16 protein-coding genes are annotated in these 14797 nt (G+C 41.8%); 10 read left to right on the forward strand and 6 right to left on the reverse strand.

The window, feature by feature from the left end; genetic code table 11:
* Positions 1–81: 81 nt before the first annotated feature.
* Together UYC_RS0126890 and UYC_RS0126895 are read right to left on the reverse strand one after the other, a co-directional pair.
* Positions 82–312: a photosystem II protein, Psb35-related gene (locus UYC_RS0126890; protein WP_039751096.1), complete on the reverse strand. Its 231-nt coding sequence runs from the start codon at positions 310–312 to the stop codon at positions 82–84.
* A 151-nt stretch (positions 313–463) separates the two neighbouring features.
* Complete coding sequence (locus UYC_RS0126895) at positions 464–1852, reverse strand: phospholipase D-like domain-containing protein (RefSeq protein ID WP_016874188.1); 1389 nt, start codon at positions 1850–1852, stop codon at positions 464–466.
* A 186-nt stretch (positions 1853–2038) separates the two neighbouring features.
* On the opposite strand from UYC_RS0126895, the gene UYC_RS0126900 reads away from it, so the two are divergent.
* Both UYC_RS0126900 and UYC_RS0126905 read left to right on the forward strand, forming a co-directional pair.
* Positions 2039–3205, forward strand: a complete 1167-nt coding sequence (locus UYC_RS0126900) for a cysteine desulfurase family protein (RefSeq protein WP_016874187.1) — start codon at positions 2039–2041, stop codon at positions 3203–3205.
* 130 nt (positions 3206–3335) lie between these two features.
* Positions 3336–4079 (forward strand): DUF1995 family protein, encoded by a 744-nt coding sequence (locus UYC_RS0126905; protein WP_016874186.1) that lies wholly within the window; start codon positions 3336–3338, stop codon positions 4077–4079.
* A 230-nt stretch (positions 4080–4309) separates the two neighbouring features.
* Here the strand turns inward: UYC_RS0126905 and UYC_RS0126910 are convergent, their stop codons facing one another.
* Positions 4310–4819 carry a pentapeptide repeat-containing protein gene (locus tag UYC_RS0126910; protein ID WP_016874185.1) on the reverse strand — a complete coding sequence of 170 codons (510 nt, stop codon included), beginning with the start codon at positions 4817–4819 and terminating at the stop codon, positions 4310–4312.
* A gap of 14 nt (positions 4820–4833) precedes the next feature.
* Here UYC_RS0126910 and UYC_RS0126915 point away from each other — a divergent pair, with 14 nt between their 5' ends.
* On the forward strand, positions 4834–5433 hold the full coding sequence (locus tag UYC_RS0126915; protein WP_016874184.1) for a YraN family protein: 600 nt from the start codon (positions 4834–4836) through the stop codon (positions 5431–5433).
* A 74-nt stretch (positions 5434–5507) separates the two neighbouring features.
* Here the strand turns inward: UYC_RS0126915 and UYC_RS0126920 are convergent, their stop codons facing one another.
* Positions 5508–5897, reverse strand: coding sequence for a hypothetical protein (locus UYC_RS0126920; RefSeq protein WP_016874183.1), 390 nt, complete (start codon positions 5895–5897; stop codon positions 5508–5510).
* A 238-nt stretch (positions 5898–6135) separates the two neighbouring features.
* Here UYC_RS0126920 and queA point away from each other — a divergent pair, with 238 nt between their 5' ends.
* The 7 genes from queA to UYC_RS0126955 all read left to right on the forward strand — a co-directional run bounded on the left by queA (position 6136) and on the right by UYC_RS0126955 (position 12263).
* Positions 6136–7320: a tRNA preQ1(34) S-adenosylmethionine ribosyltransferase-isomerase QueA gene (queA, locus tag UYC_RS0126925; protein ID WP_016874182.1), complete on the forward strand. Its 1185-nt coding sequence runs from the start codon at positions 6136–6138 to the stop codon at positions 7318–7320.
* Positions 7321–7591: 271 nt separating this feature from the next.
* Positions 7592–7840: a UPF0175 family protein gene (locus UYC_RS0126930; protein ID WP_016874181.1), complete on the forward strand. Its 249-nt coding sequence runs from the start codon at positions 7592–7594 to the stop codon at positions 7838–7840.
* Positions 7837–8331 carry a PIN domain-containing protein gene (locus UYC_RS0126935; RefSeq protein ID WP_016874180.1) on the forward strand — a complete coding sequence of 165 codons (495 nt, stop codon included), beginning with the start codon at positions 7837–7839 and terminating at the stop codon, positions 8329–8331. The genes UYC_RS0126930 and UYC_RS0126935 overlap by 4 nt, the downstream gene beginning before the upstream one ends.
* A gap of 490 nt (positions 8332–8821) precedes the next feature.
* Positions 8822–9049, forward strand: coding sequence for a hypothetical protein (locus UYC_RS0126940; protein WP_016874179.1), 228 nt, complete (start codon positions 8822–8824; stop codon positions 9047–9049).
* Between the two features lies 1 nt (position 9050).
* A complete protein-coding gene (locus UYC_RS0126945) occupies positions 9051–9335 on the forward strand; it encodes a type II toxin-antitoxin system RelE/ParE family toxin (RefSeq protein WP_026087430.1) in 285 nt (94 codons plus the stop codon).
* 367 nt (positions 9336–9702) lie between these two features.
* On the forward strand, positions 9703–11127 hold the full coding sequence (locus UYC_RS0126950; RefSeq protein ID WP_016874177.1) for an adenylate/guanylate cyclase domain-containing protein: 1425 nt from the start codon (positions 9703–9705) through the stop codon (positions 11125–11127).
* A gap of 65 nt (positions 11128–11192) precedes the next feature.
* Complete coding sequence (locus UYC_RS0126955; RefSeq protein ID WP_016874176.1) at positions 11193–12263, forward strand: tetratricopeptide repeat protein; 1071 nt, start codon at positions 11193–11195, stop codon at positions 12261–12263.
* 230 nt (positions 12264–12493) lie between these two features.
* On the opposite strand, the gene UYC_RS0126960 is transcribed toward UYC_RS0126955, so the two are convergent.
* Both UYC_RS0126960 and UYC_RS0126965 read right to left on the reverse strand, forming a co-directional pair.
* Positions 12494–13189 carry a potassium channel family protein gene (locus tag UYC_RS0126960; protein ID WP_016874175.1) on the reverse strand — a complete coding sequence of 232 codons (696 nt, stop codon included), beginning with the start codon at positions 13187–13189 and terminating at the stop codon, positions 12494–12496.
* Positions 13190–13456: 267 nt separating this feature from the next.
* Positions 13457–14794, reverse strand: coding sequence for a TrkH family potassium uptake protein (locus UYC_RS0126965; protein WP_026087429.1), 1338 nt, complete (start codon positions 14792–14794; stop codon positions 13457–13459).
* Positions 14795–14797: the final 3 nt, after the last annotated feature.

Genomic DNA, 14797 nt, shown 5'->3' on the forward strand with positions numbered 1-14797 from the left:
CCGGATTTTATTTGGGGGTTGATTCTATAAAAATTTTGCTGGAGATAGGGCGTTAGACGATCGCTAACGCATCCCATGACTCTAGTTAGGTAGTGTATTGCTGGCATAGGCATCCATTCCATAAGCAGGAGTGCGATCGCTGTAGTCTGTATCCTTGCCAGTGACGGATTTAGCCAATTTTTCAAAAGATTCGGAACGCCAGTTACGCTCGTGGATTGGCTTTCTCTGTTCTCCCAGGAAATAAGCCTGAGTACCAATTACAGAAGCTGCAACCCAAGCAACAACAAACAACCCAATTAAGATAGCCATCATATCTAACTCCTTGTTTTAATTTTTGTAACTTTATGTAAATAAATTTAACGATATTTTTAACAAACTCAAAAGTGTGGTAACCGAATAAATGGGGTAGGGTATTCCACACAGATTTTGGGGTAGGTTATGGAAACTGCACTGACATCGCCCTTTAATTCTCGGTAAGTAGAGATTCTGATTCGCTTGTAGTTTGGGGTAAAAATTGTGCTTGGCACTTTTGGGCACGGGGTAGAGTAGCTAAACCCACTTGTGCTGTTTGATAAAGGCGGCTAAATTCCCGTTCGTAATGGGCGGCAACAGTAGGATTTTGTATGAATATCAGAGTTTCGTCATTTAGGTAATTTCCAGAATTCGACCAATTGTGACTACCAGTAATGACTAGCTCTCCATCTAAGATTGCCATTTTACTATGGACTCCCCTATCTCCAGTTGGTGCGATCGGAAAACCAACTGTAGTTAGAGGATTTTTCCACGGATTAACTTTGATGGAATAAGTTTTCTTGCCAGGACGAGGACAAACTCCTAGAGCATCGTATGCTTTGGAATATGGTTGTCCGAAAAAATCTGGATCTATCAGCAGTTTGATGTCTTTTACTCCTTTGTCGTATACTCTGCTAAGAGTGTCGCTAATCTTTTGATCGGAAAAAACAAACACTGCAACGTGCACACTCTTTTGAGCTTGCTGTATATAAGAGGCAATAATGCCGTTGCTAGTTGTGGCAATATTCTCTTGACGGCGAGCCGGAGAAAAGTTAACTGTAATAGTTCCTGTACTAACTGGAATTGTGACAGGATATCTTTTAGGTTTACGAGATTTGAATAATCCTTGCCACATATAGTTAAATTCTTCAGTAAAAGTTTTGGCAAGATGAGCATGATCGAGAATGACAATCATGTTATTAGGATTACCCCGGCTGTCAAAATTATTAAAATCACCGTGAAAGTCAGATGTAGTAAAGTTGCCACTGGTTATAATAGTGGTTTTACCATCGACAACTAAAAATTTATGGTGCATAAGTCCGCTACCTTTAGTTGCACCAGCAGAGGTATCATCTTTAATTTCAATTCCACTTTGGCGCAAAATAGTCAGAGCATCAGCAGGATATCGTGTTAATTCTTCATAGGCTCTGCGATCGTGGCTGTTCATTCTACTAATTTCTTCTTTCGTATATTCCTGACTAGTTTTGTTGTATTTGTTGTCAAGCAGAACTCTAATTTTAATTCCGCGCTCTTTCGCACGTTTTAATGCTTTAGCTACTTCAGGCAGCCTAAACTCCATGACAGCTAAATCTATAGTAGAATTCGCCTGGCTAATAGTATTGATAACCTGCTGCTCTAAATTGTCTCCCTTACGATTAAAGTGTCGGTATGGATCTTTGTAGGAAGATATTGAATTTTGATTGAAATAGACTTGAATTACAGGGTCTTGTGGTAATCTTTCTAGAGACTGAGTGGGAGACTTATTTTGTTGACAAGCAGTAAGGGTGAGTATTAGTAGAAAAACAGAATAAAAACTCCGTCGGATAGAGAAACGGGACACGTTAGTTTGCTAAAAGTGTTATGTAATTACACTTTTATGATTCCCAAAATTGGGAGTTATTAAACTGAGATGAAAGTAAAGATAAAAGTAAAATTACACAGATGACGTTCCTGAATTAGGAAATAATTAACTATAGATGCTGAAAACAAATGCAGCCCGTGCAAGCGTGTGTTTACTGGAGAATCTATGCAAGTTTATTTAGATTACAGTGCTACTACCCCCACTCGCCCAGAAGCGATCGCGGCGATGCAAGCAGCTATGACTCAACATTGGGGCAATCCCTCTAGCTTGCACGAATGGGGACAACGGGCAGCAACAGCAATCGAACAAGCAAGAATGCAGGTTGCTGGATTAATTAATGCACCAGCTGAATCTATTATTTTTACTTCTGGAGGCACGGAGGCGGACAATCTGGCAATTATGGGCGTCGCCCGGTTGTATACCAAACCCCAACACATAATTATTTCTAATGTTGAGCATTCTGCAATTACCGAACCTGCACGGTTGTTGGAACAGTGGGGTTGGCAAGTGACTCGCTTGGAAGTAGATGGCAAGGGTAGAGTTAATCCTCTGGATTTAAAGGCAGCTTTGCAGGATAACACTGTACTAGTGTCAGTAATTTACGGGCAAAGCGAAGTAGGGACATTGCAACCGATCGCAGAACTGGGAAAGATTGCTCGCAGTTCGGGTGTATTATTCCACACCGATGCAGTGCAATTGGCGGGACGTTTACCTATTGATGTACAAGAATTGCCAGTAGATTTATTGAGCCTTTCTAGTCATAAAATTTACGGACCGCAAGGTGCAGGGGCGCTGTATGTACGTCCGGGTGTAGAGTTAGTACCCTTGTTGGGTGGGGGCGGGCAAGAAATGCGATTGCGTTCGGGCACGCAAGCAGTACCGATTATTACTGGATTTGGTGTAGCGGCAGAATTGGCAGCACAAGAAATGGCAACAGAAACACCTCGATTAGTAAATTTACGCGATCGCCTGTTTTCTCTGTTGGCTGACATTCCTGGTTTAAAACCTACTGGCGATTTGGTTCACCGTTTACCTCATCATGTGAGCTTCTGTTTGGAACACAACGATGGAGAAAAAATTAATGGCAGAAGCTTGGTGCGGGAGTTGAACCGCGCTGGTATTGGTATCAGCGCCGGAGCAGCGTGTAATAGCGGTAAACTCAACCCCAGTCCTATACTCTTAGCAATGGGATACTCTGAAAAGGCTGCGTTGGCAGGTGTTCGCATGACACTAGGACGAGATACAACATCAGATGATGTGGATTGGGTGGCAATGGTTTTGAAGCAGGTTTTGCAGCGACTTTCGCCTGTAGAATTGGTTGTGATTAGTTAGTGGTTAAGTAGAAGGCAGGAGGCAGATGGCAGATGGCAGAAGGAAATAGAAAGGGACAAGTAAGGAGAGCAACAGACAACCAACTCCTAACTACTAACTACTAACAATTCCATTCCAAAAATTTTTTAAGATGACTGAACTTCCAAAGACTCTTGAAGATGCGATCGCTCAAGCCCAACAGGCTACCCAAGCAGCAATAGCAGATGGATATACACGATTACAAGTTGAGTTACTCTTTCCAGAACTCAAATTGATGCCAGTAGCACAACAACTGTTACCAGTTTTTGAACAATACGGAGAAAAACTAAAGATTCTCTTTGCTGATGCTGGTAGTGCTGGGCTGGCTCGCCGCGATTGGACAGATGTACCTTTTAAAATACTTGACATTGGTACTGGCAGGGCTGCTTCTATCCAGTCCAAAATTCAGCCAGAAGACGAAATCTTTTTGTTTATTGCTCCCACTTCTGTAGAAGTGCCACAGTTAGAAAAGATTTGTGAAGAAATTGGCGATCGCCCCTTTGTGATGTTAAATCCCTTTCTAGAAGATGCTGGCAAAATCGGTATTGGTTATGCCGCCAGACAAATTCGCGAGCGTTTTACTAATACGATTGAGTCTTGTTATTACCTGCGTCCTATATTTGAAGAAGCGGCATTGTTCCGCTGCTATCCAGGAGTATGGGAAGTATGGGTACAAAATGAGGGTGACTATCAAAAAGTTGCTGAATTGGCGCAAAAACCCTCTGGTGACGAGTTAGATATGATTCTTGCCGGGCAAGCACAAACACCAGAAGGAGAAACTGTCGCAACTGTACCTGCAAGAAAACCCAGTGTATTTAGGGGTTTGCAAAGGTTCATCAGGGCTTTGAGAAATTAATCTACGTGATAGATTGATAGCAAAATCCAATTTGATGATGATAACAACCACAGATAAACCACGAGATGCACACGGATGATTTATCTGTGTTTATCTGTGTCCATCTGTGGTTGATTTCTCACACATGATTTTTGTTTGTCGTTTTAATTCACATCAGACGTAACTAGCTTGTAATATGTCGCTAATTAAAAATCAAAAGTACTTTTAACTTTTGACTTCCCAAAGGGGCACTACGGACACATTAAAGTATCACGGGTATTACGCCCTGTGACTGGATTTGTGCCTTTAGCCACCTTGCATAATTTATTTAGCACATCCTCACGCACATATGTATCAGTAAAATCTGCCCCGTCAATAATGGCACCATCAAACATGGTACCGGTAATAAAGGCACCTTCTAAAATGGCGTCAGTCAAATTAGCTTTAGTCAGACGAGCTGATTCTAAATCGGCATAACTCAAATCGGCTCCGGTAAAATCTGCTGAAGCCAAATTTGACGAAAAAAACCTCACTCCACGTAAATTAGAGTGACTGAAGTTGCTTTTGCGGAGAGTAGCATGATCAAAACTGGAATCTGTTAAGTCCTGATTTGAGAAATTTTCTTCAATAAGAGTTCGGTTGTTATAGTTTACTGCCACAGCACCTTCAGGGAAAGCTATAGTTGCTGTGATGAAAATCACTGTCAAAAGCAATACATTGAGTATGCTTGTCCAAATTCGATCGCTTAACCTTGAAATCATCGTACTTTTCGTCAATGGCAAACTATCCTCCTTATAATTATCCCGATATCGGTAACGCAGGAGAAGATCTAGTCGCACAATGGTTACAATCTCAAGGCTGGGTAATTCTTTATCGTCGCTGGCGGTGTCGGTGGGGAGAAATTGATATTATCGCCCAACATGATGGAGTAGAACAAGAGGACAAGGGGAGGAGCCAGCGGCGTGCGGGGGTTTCCCCCGTTGAGACGACTGGCGTGGGAAGACACAAAGACACGGGGAATGTCAATGAAAAACTCTCTACGTCTTCTACCACTCCCTCTCCTAAATTGGCATTTGTGGAAGTGAAAACTCGCAGTTCGGGTAATTGGGATTCAGGAGGAAGAAGTGCGATCGCGCCACCAAAACAACTAAAACTTTGGCGCACGGCACAGATGTTTTTAGCTAAATATCCAGACAAGGCAGATTACCTTTGCCAATTTGATGTTGCTATTGTTTGTTGTCAGCGTATCTCAATAGAATCTCCCACAGTTAAAGTTATAGACACAACTTTAGCCAGTTCCTCTATAGAAAAATACAAATTGATACTACAAGAATATATTTGTGCAGCTTTTGAAGCGGCAAACGAGTATTGGTAATGGATATAAAACTCCCATTACCAATAACTAATTACCAATCATTCATTTGTAACAGCCATCAACATTCAAAACTCTTACGCCAGAGTTTCTGGACAGTAACCCAATCCCCTGACAAACTGTTGTCGGAAAGCCTCTATTTCTTCTTTTTCTGGATTACCATGAGAAACAATAGCTACTTGGTAGCGACGCATTACATCAACGGGGCACTGCCCTGCTTCCAAACTCCATAGAGCCATCTGTACCCTCATTGGCGGCTCATAGCTAATACCTAATTCATTTAAGAAAGCTCGAATGTCGCCGTCTTCTTGGGGTGATAACTGATTTCTAAGTTTGATCCTAACCACCCAACCATCGATTTGATGAATTACGGTGACGAAGGATACAGGTATTTGGGGTTTAGCGTGCAAGTACTGAATAACCCTAAGAGTGAGGCTAGCATTTGCCAGATAATACAAGTATTCCATCTTGGTGCTTGGGATCAAAGCCAATCCTACATTTCTATTATTGGTAGAGGGGTATACAAACCGCTAGGGTAAAAGCCCCCGTTTTTAGATGGGGAGTTTTACCCAATATTCATATAGGTGCTTACGTGGTACTTAATAGTAACCATCTTGAAGTCCAGGGATCAATATCTTTTGCAATCCTTTAGAGTTCTTTTAGAAAGCACAACCGCAACGTTTTTTTAAGAAAATCTAAATCTAAATGCAGCAAAAACTACCGGAAACTAATTTAAATTTGAGTTCTAACCCAACAGTAGAAAGTTCTGCCTTAGACCATTCCTTGGCTAGCTATGATTATGAATTGCCAAACGAACTAATTGCTCAAAATCCGGCTTTTCCCAGAGATAGTTCCAGACTATTAGTTGTAAATTCTCCGAGTACAGGTAAAAACACAGAGCCTTTACACTATATTTTCCGCGATTTGCCGGATTTACTCAGAGCCGGAGATTTATTAGTGATGAATAATACCCGTGTTCTTTCGGCACGGTTGTATGGGCGAAAATCTACTGGAGCAGAGGTGGAAGTGTTGCTGTTGGAGGAACGGCAACATAACTGTTGGTTGGCTTTAGTGAAACCAGGCAAACGCTTTAAGCATGGCTCGAAAATTATTTTTGAGGCGAAGGAAGTTGGGGAAGATGCGGAGAATCTATCAAAAACATTCCCCATGCCTTCTCAACTTACTGCTACTGTCTTAGAAACTGACGAGGCGACTGGGGGACGTTTGCTGCAATTTGATTTACCAGAAGAAATTTCTTTAGTGCAATTGTTGGATGTGTTTGGTGAAGTTCCTCTACCACCTTACATTACCCAAACCGATGCCGAAAGCGAACAATATCAGACAGTTTATGCTAAATCTCCGGGAGCGATCGCTGCTCCTACTGCTGGGTTGCACTTTACTCCAGAATTACTAGAGCGGTTACGGCAAAAAGGGATTAATCAAGCTTTTGTGACATTGCATGTGGGTGTAGGAACATTTCGCCCTGTGGAAGTGGAAGATGTAACTACTCACAAGATGCATGAAGAATGGATTGAGGTGCCTGCTGCAACTGTAGAGCAAATTCGTGCCACTCAAGCTGCTGGTGGTAGAGTTATTGCTGTAGGTACAACGGTAGTTCGTTCCTTAGAAGGTGCTGCGGTATCAGGAGAGCTACAACCATTTTGTGGTAAGACTGATTTATTTATTTATCCGGGATACAAATGGCGGGTGGTTGAGGGTTTGATTACGAATTTTCACTTACCGCGTTCGAGTTTGCTGATGCTGGTGAGTGCTTTGATTGGTAGACAACGGTTGTTAAATATCTATCAGCAGGCGATCGCTTCTCAATATCGCTTTTATTCTTTCGGTGACGCGATGTTAATTTTGCCTGAAGCAAAAATGGTGGAATGAAAATATACTAAGTAGCTCTTGCCGAACTGCGTACTAAAGAGCATTTGATTATCAATGACAAAGGAGGATTGTTAGCATTCCAATTAACTCCGGCCAATGAAGCTCACGTTAACCTGCTCTAATTACTTGGGTGAGATGCAAAGATGCTGGCAACCGCTGACCCGAACCGTTGTACTGCTGTTTCCTGGGTGAGGTAGTACCTAAAGTTTATCTCTCGGCATCAGGATTTTTTAGGTTACTCTAAAGGTGTGGTCGGTAAGGTAGCTCTCTTATGAGTGTTGTCATCTCAGATGAAATTCTGCAAGCCTCTCAACTTACACCAAGCGAGTTTCGCCAGGAAATTGCCATATATCTGTTTCAAACTGGTCGTTTAACGCTTGGCTACGCTAGTCGTTTAGCAGATATGCCACCCAATGCTTTTCGTCAACTCTTGAAGCAGCGAAAAATTGCACTGTATTCCTATGATGTTGAAGATTTTGAGTTGGATTTGAAAAACTTACGAGAGTTGGGGCGATTGTGATTGTCATTAGCGACACATCAGCAATCACGAATTTGGTAGCAATAGACCAGCTAAGGCTCTTGCCTCTTCTCTATGAGCAAGTCATAATTCCAGAGGCAGTGTATCGTGAACTTGTAGACATCGATCCGCCTGTTCCGGGAAGTGCTGAAGTACAAACAGCTACTTGGTTAGAAGTCAAATTAATTGCTAACCGTGAGGTTGTTGAACGACTTGAAAGCAAGGTGAGATTAGATCCTGGGGAGTCTGAAGCAATTGCGCTGGCTTTGGAACTTGGAGCAGATTTACTGCTAATTGATGAGCGTCGTGGTAGAGCAGAAGCTGACCGTTTGGGAATCAAAATTACTGGGCTACTGGGTATTTTGGTTGAGGCAAAACGGAAAAATCTCATTGTGGCTGTGAAACCTCTGATGGATGCTTTGATTGCTACCTCAGAGTTTCGAGTATCTTCAGACCTGTACAACCAAATTTTGAATATGGTCAACGAAACTTAGTTGAAGATGAGAGCGGTCAAACTTGGCGCAGTACGACAAACCCGGTGCAGCGGACAGTTGAGAGTCACTGGTGCTGAGTTCAGGGCTACTTGCAGCTGCTCAACCGGAACGTGACCGAGAGTTTACCAACACTGAGCTACAGATGAGCGATCGCAGCAATGCGCGATCGCTGCCGCTGAAGTAGTTGCTGCATTATTAGGTCGGGCAGCAACATCCCTTCCTGAAGAGGTTATGGAGTGGATTGAAGGATAAAGTGATGTGCATCCCGCAGTTGTTAGTAAAGCTAGGAGTGCTGTCAATCGAGTTTTAGTTGATTCTGAACTACAAGGTGTTTGGTAAGATTCAGGTGACAGCAGTTGGAAGTTGAACGTGGAAGACCTTTTGAGGCGATTAGTGCAGTCACGTAAAAGTGTGGTAGAGCAAGCTTTCGAGATTTAGTACCTTAAGGGTAAGCGTTACAATTTATTCAGTCCTACGAGCAACTTCGACTATGAGCACCCTTGACCAAGTGCTGGAAAGCGCTTTGCAATTACCCTACGAGCAACAAGAAATGCTCATTAAAATTTTACAAAATCGTCACCATCAAAGCCGTCGAGCAGAAATTGCTACGGATGCTCAACAAAGTTTAGCTGATTTCCGTGCAGGTAAATTCCCATCTCAATCAGCCCAGAGTGTAATTACAGAACTGCGTCAATCTCTGGATGACACAGAAGTATGAGATGAGATCTCTGGTTTTAACGCCAAAATTTAAACGAGCATTCCGCAAATTTGTGAAGCGTAATGCTGTCCTTCAAAAACGTATTGAAGACACCCTTCAGCAGATGGAAGCAGACGTGTTTGCTCCAAACTTAGGTACTCACAAATTGAGTGGCAAACTCGACGGTCTCCAGTCTTGTTCTTGCGGCTATGACTGTCGCATCGTTTTCTCAATCGAGCAGGATACTGAATCAGACGACGAAGTTATTGTGCTGCTTGATATTGGGACGCATGATGAGGTCTATTGAATTTGTTGACAGTTGCGGCGGCATAACAATTCGCTTGGAGCGGACTGGCAAAAGATTTTGGTATATTACAGAACTGATTTGCAACCGCACAACTTCATCGTTACCGAGAGTTTACCAAAACTGAGCTACAGGTGAGCGATCGCGCATTGCTGCGATCGCTTCAAGTTCGTGCCGAGCGTGGTATGCCGTTGACTATAGAGACTCGCCAAGTCGAGGTTATAGCCTAGTCATGGAATCTACTCTTCCAGTTTTAAGCGGGCGTGAGGTTATGCGTATCTTTGAAAGCTCACGTTAACCGAAACAGCGTTCTTGTCAATGCCGATAAATTTTTTGGGAATACTGGGTATGTCTCAAAGCTTTCAAATTTATGGCAGCAGAACGCGACAATCCTCAGATAATTTCGGAACTGACAAATAGCAAGCCACAATCTTCAACCAAGCGGTTGACATTGCTGTATGTTTTTTCACTTGGTATTATTGCGTGCTTAACAAGTCTCGGTCAAATTTTCATTCAGCGTTCTCTTGCAAATCAAGAATTGAGTTTGAAGTTTGTGAGTGTGGCTCAACGCCAGCAGATGTTTAGCCAGCAACTCAGTAAAAATGCTTTTGCACTGCAAATGATTAATGATGTTACACAACGGCAGCAGCAAATTGAGGAGATGCAAAACATCATCACTACTTGGAAATCTTCACGTCAAGAACTAGAAAAGTTGGCAAGTACCTCCCATCTACCAAAAGACTATACTATTTTGGTAGATCGGATGCTTCAGCAAACCACTCCCAAAATCATGCAAACAGCTGCTCAAAATTTGATGGTGGGTGGAGCGAATCGTCCCAGACTGTTTGACAATCCAAGTCGTGCCAGTTTGCCCAAGGTTTTACAAATCCAAGCAGCAGGAATAGCGTTTGTCAGAGATACGGATAAAATTCTACTGAGTTATAACCAGCAGGTAACAGCAGAAGTTCGGAGACTGCGACAATTAGAAGTGTGGCTGTTTTCTCTGACACTTTTAATTTTGGTATTAGAGGGGGTATTCATTTTCCGTCCGGCAGTGCGGAAGATTTCTCAAAGTGTGGCGGCATTAGCGCGATCGCTCCAAGAAACTCAGGAAACAGCCTACAAGCTAGCGGCAGAACAGCAAAAATCAGAACATTTGCTGCTAAATATCTTACCGGAACCAATCGCCGAACGTCTCAAAGAAAAACCGACTGCGATCGCTGATGGCTTTGCAGAGGTTTCTGTTTTATTTGCTGATATTGTTGGTTTCACTGAACTTTCTAGTCGTATCTCTCCTAATGAACTGGTGAAATTGCTCAATCGGATTTTCTCGGCTTTCGATCAATTAGCAGAGCAACACGGTTTAGAGAAAATTAAAACTATTGGCGATGCCTATATGGTTGTTGGTGGTTTGCCCAATCCACGAGCAGATCACGCACAAGCAATTGTAGAAATGGCTTTGGATATGCAACAAGCAATTAGCCAATTTAATGTAGAAACTAATTGTAACTGCAACATCCGCATCGGTATCAATACTGGCCCTGTTGTTGCTGGAGTTATTGGGATCAAAAAGTTTATCTATGACCTTTGGGGTGATACTGTTAACATTGCTAGTCGGATGGAATCTCATGGTGTTCCAGGTTGTATTCAAATTACAGAAACGACTTATGAGCAGGTGAAAAACAGCTATACAGTTGAGTCGCGAGGACTGATGAAAATCAAGGGTAAGGCAGAAATGGTTACCTATTTGGTAAAGGATAGAAAATCAATAAAAAATGTTAATTCCAAATTTTAAATTTTAAATTGTGTACTGGGTAACCTGACTGTATGAGTATCTAGTCATCAGTCCAGGTCTATTTTATGTATAAATGTTTTAGGCAATCTCAGTGTATTTCCAGCTTAAGCAAGGCGGTTTTATTATGCTCTTCTGCTTTTTTGGTGTTGGCGGCACCGACAATTACTGAATTATCAGCAAGCAAGGTGCTGGCAGAGAATGTCAACGTTGTGTCTCAGAATTTAGAAGCTGCTAGCTTCTTTCAGCAGGGAGTGATGCGCTATAACCGCAAAAATTTACAGGGTGCAGAATCTGCTTTTCGCCAAGCTTTGCAGCTAGATCCCAACATTGCTTTAGCACGCACTTACTTGGGTAATATTATGTTGGAGCAAAATCGCCTGGAGCCAGCAGTGCAAGAGTATGCAGAGGCAATTAGGCTCAATCCCAATTTTGGTGAGACACATTATAATTTGGGCTTGGCTTTGCACAAACAGGGACAATCCGAAGCGGCAATAACTGCTTATCGCCAAGCTCTGGTGATTAATCCCACAATGGCATCTGCACAGTATAATTTGGGTTTGGCTTTATATCAAAAAGGACAAATGGAAGAAGCGATCGCTGCTTATCAACAGGCAGTGAATTTAGATTCTACCAATGCCGATGCTTACTTTAATTTAGCAATCGTCTTGCAAGAACAAGGACAAATGGAAGAAGCGATCGCTGCTTATCGACACGCTATAAAGCTCAATCCTAAAAATGCTTTGGCTTACAATAACATGGGCAGTCTTCTAGCTCTCCAAGGTCAAACTTCTGATGCTGTTGCTACATACCAAGAGGCTATTCGCAGCCTTCCCAAAAATGCTGAGGCTTACTACAACTTAGGAGTAACTTGGTACAATCAAGGCGAGTTTAAGAAAGCTAATAGCGCTTTTAAACGTGCACGTCATCAATACCGCGAACAAGGTAATGCTGAACAAGCTAATAAGATTGAGCAGTTAATGCAAAAAATTGCTCAAATACAAGGACAAAAGCAACCTCAATTGAGTCAAACTTCTCCTGCACAAACACCAGTTAATACAAAAGAGCAAGCCGATCCTGAAGATATACCCTTCTCTCTTGCACCAGTGCTGTTTCCTGTAGGGGAAAGTGGGGAGTAGTGATTAGGGACTGGGGATTGGTGACTGGGGATATAGTTCACAAAAAAGTATGAAAATTTTTGTTCTCTGTTCCCTATTTCCCGTTCCCTGCTCCCTTTCCTAACTAGACGGTCATGTAATAAATTACACAACGCTCGTCATGAAAATCTCTGTTCTCTAGCCCCTAGTCCCTAGCCCCTATTTTCAAGACAGATAATTTATTTTGCACGACTACTGATTAGCTATTAACTTTAAATCGGCAAGCGATTAATATCTTTGTTGCAACCAATAACTACAATCGCTGAACCACGTTCAAGGTATTGGTTGGGATTGGGGTTAATTTGAAATTTGCCATCATGACTTACCGCTAATAAATTTAAACCATAGCGGTTGCGCAGTTGTAGTTCGGCAATAGTTTTACCGTGAAATTCATCAGGCACAATCAACTCTACGATACTATGATCCGGATCGAGATCAAATCTTTCTAATATTGATGGTTTGGTAAGCGATCGCGCCAAGGCACATCCTGCCTCAAATTCAGGAAAAACCACATGATCTGCTCCTACTCGCAGTAACAGTTTGCGGTGAACTTCGCTAGAAGCTTTTGCCACTACATGGGGCACACCTCCCTCTTTGACATTGAGGGTAGTGATGATACTTTCTTGAATGTAATTTCCAATGGCAATTATAACTGTATCGAATTCAAATATTCCTGCTTCTTTCAGAGCAGCAGGTTCAGTTGAGTCTAGTTGCAAAGCATGACCAACCATTTGCTCTGTCAACGCATCAGATACGCGCTTTTCATCAATGTCTGTAGCTAACACTTGATACCCTAATTTATGCAGGGTTGAACAAACAGAACGGCCAAAACGACCTAAACCAATCACCGCAAATTGATGATTGTCTTTACGCAGACTCCGAAAAAAACCTAATGATGACAAATTCACTGTTGTTACCTTCGCGATCGCTCCCTGTGTTTTGGGCAAGATTCAAATGATATAGAGTCATTTAAAAAGCATCTTGTTGCCTAATCTTTTATATATTATCAATTCATGTTAGCTGTATATAAGTATTTTTTGATTGTTCTACTAACTACAGTAAGACCACAAAAAATTTCACCATACTAATCACCAATCATTAGTATGGGCGGATTTTAATAGTAATCTCTCAATAGCAGGAAATTTCTAAAATAAATCCGTCCTTACTATTAAGCACTATCCAACGAGTAAGTTTTCCTCTGGATAATGAATTCTGGTAGGGCGCGGATCTCCTAGAACCGCTGCCATCAGCAGTAAAACGCCGACTCTACCAATATACATTGTGACAATTAATATTAGCTTTGCTGCTGTAGAAACACTGCCAGTAATTCCGGTAGAAAGACCAACAGTTGCAAAGGCTGACATAACTTCAAACAAGATTTGAATAAATTCAAATTTTGGATCTGTAAAGGCAATTAAAGTTGTAGATATAATCACTGTTGTTACAGAACCAATCAAGACACCAACAGCTTTCAAAATCAAAGATAATGCTACTTTACGCTCATACAATATAACTTCTTCTTTTCCTTGTAATATTGACTGCGTACAACTTGTTAACACTCTGAAAGTTGTGGTTTTAATTCCACCTCCAGTGCCGCCAGGGCTTGCACCAATAAACATTAGTGCAATTGTAATAAATAGACCAGCATTGGTCATTTTACCAATGTCAATAGTGTTAAAGCCAGCCGTCCTGGGGGTAACAGATTGAAACCAAGCAACTAATAACTTATCGCTAAAATTGAGATTTCCAAAAGTTTGTGGGTTTCTTAATTCGACAAAGAAAAAGGCGATTGTTCCCAATACTAAAAGTAAAACTGTTGTACTAGTTGCAACTTTAAAATCTAAGGAAAAAACTAATAGTTTTTCTTGCTTTTGCAAAATGCGATCGCGTAACCAAATATAAGTTTCTAAAATTACCTGATAACCAATGCCACCAAAAATAATTAATCCGGTGATTGTAAAAACTATTAGAACTGAAGATTGATAACCAATCAAGTTATCTTTAAATAAACTAAAACCCGCATTATTCCATGAATTAACACTATGAAAAATAGACAGCCACAGTCCTTGGTTCCAACCAAAATCAGGAACAAAAGCTGGCAAAAGTAAAAATATGCCAGTGATTTCAAAAATCATTGTCGTGGCAATGATGGAGCGAATAATTTGGGCACTCCCGCTCATCCCCGGACGGTCTAAAGCTTGTTGAATTGCAACTTTTTGTCGCAGATCAAATTTACGTCCAATTAACAAAATCAGAAAGGTTGTAGTTGTCATGTAACCCAACCCGCCTATCTGCACCAGCAGTAAAATGAACAACTCGCCCCAAAAGGAAAAATAAGTACCAGGATCAACTACCGATAAACCCGTAACACAGACTGCGGAAGTTGATGTGAATAGCGCCACGATCGGGTCATTCCACGTACCGCTACTGGTAGAGAAAGGCATCATTAGCAGGATGGTTCCTACAGTAATGACTGCTAAAAACCCCAAGCAAATAGTCCGAGAAACAGTCATATC

The sequence above is a fragment of the Chlorogloeopsis fritschii PCC 6912 genome, assembly GCF_000317285.1.
Taxonomy (GTDB): Bacteria; Cyanobacteriota; Cyanobacteriia; order Cyanobacteriales; family Nostocaceae; genus Chlorogloeopsis; species Chlorogloeopsis fritschii.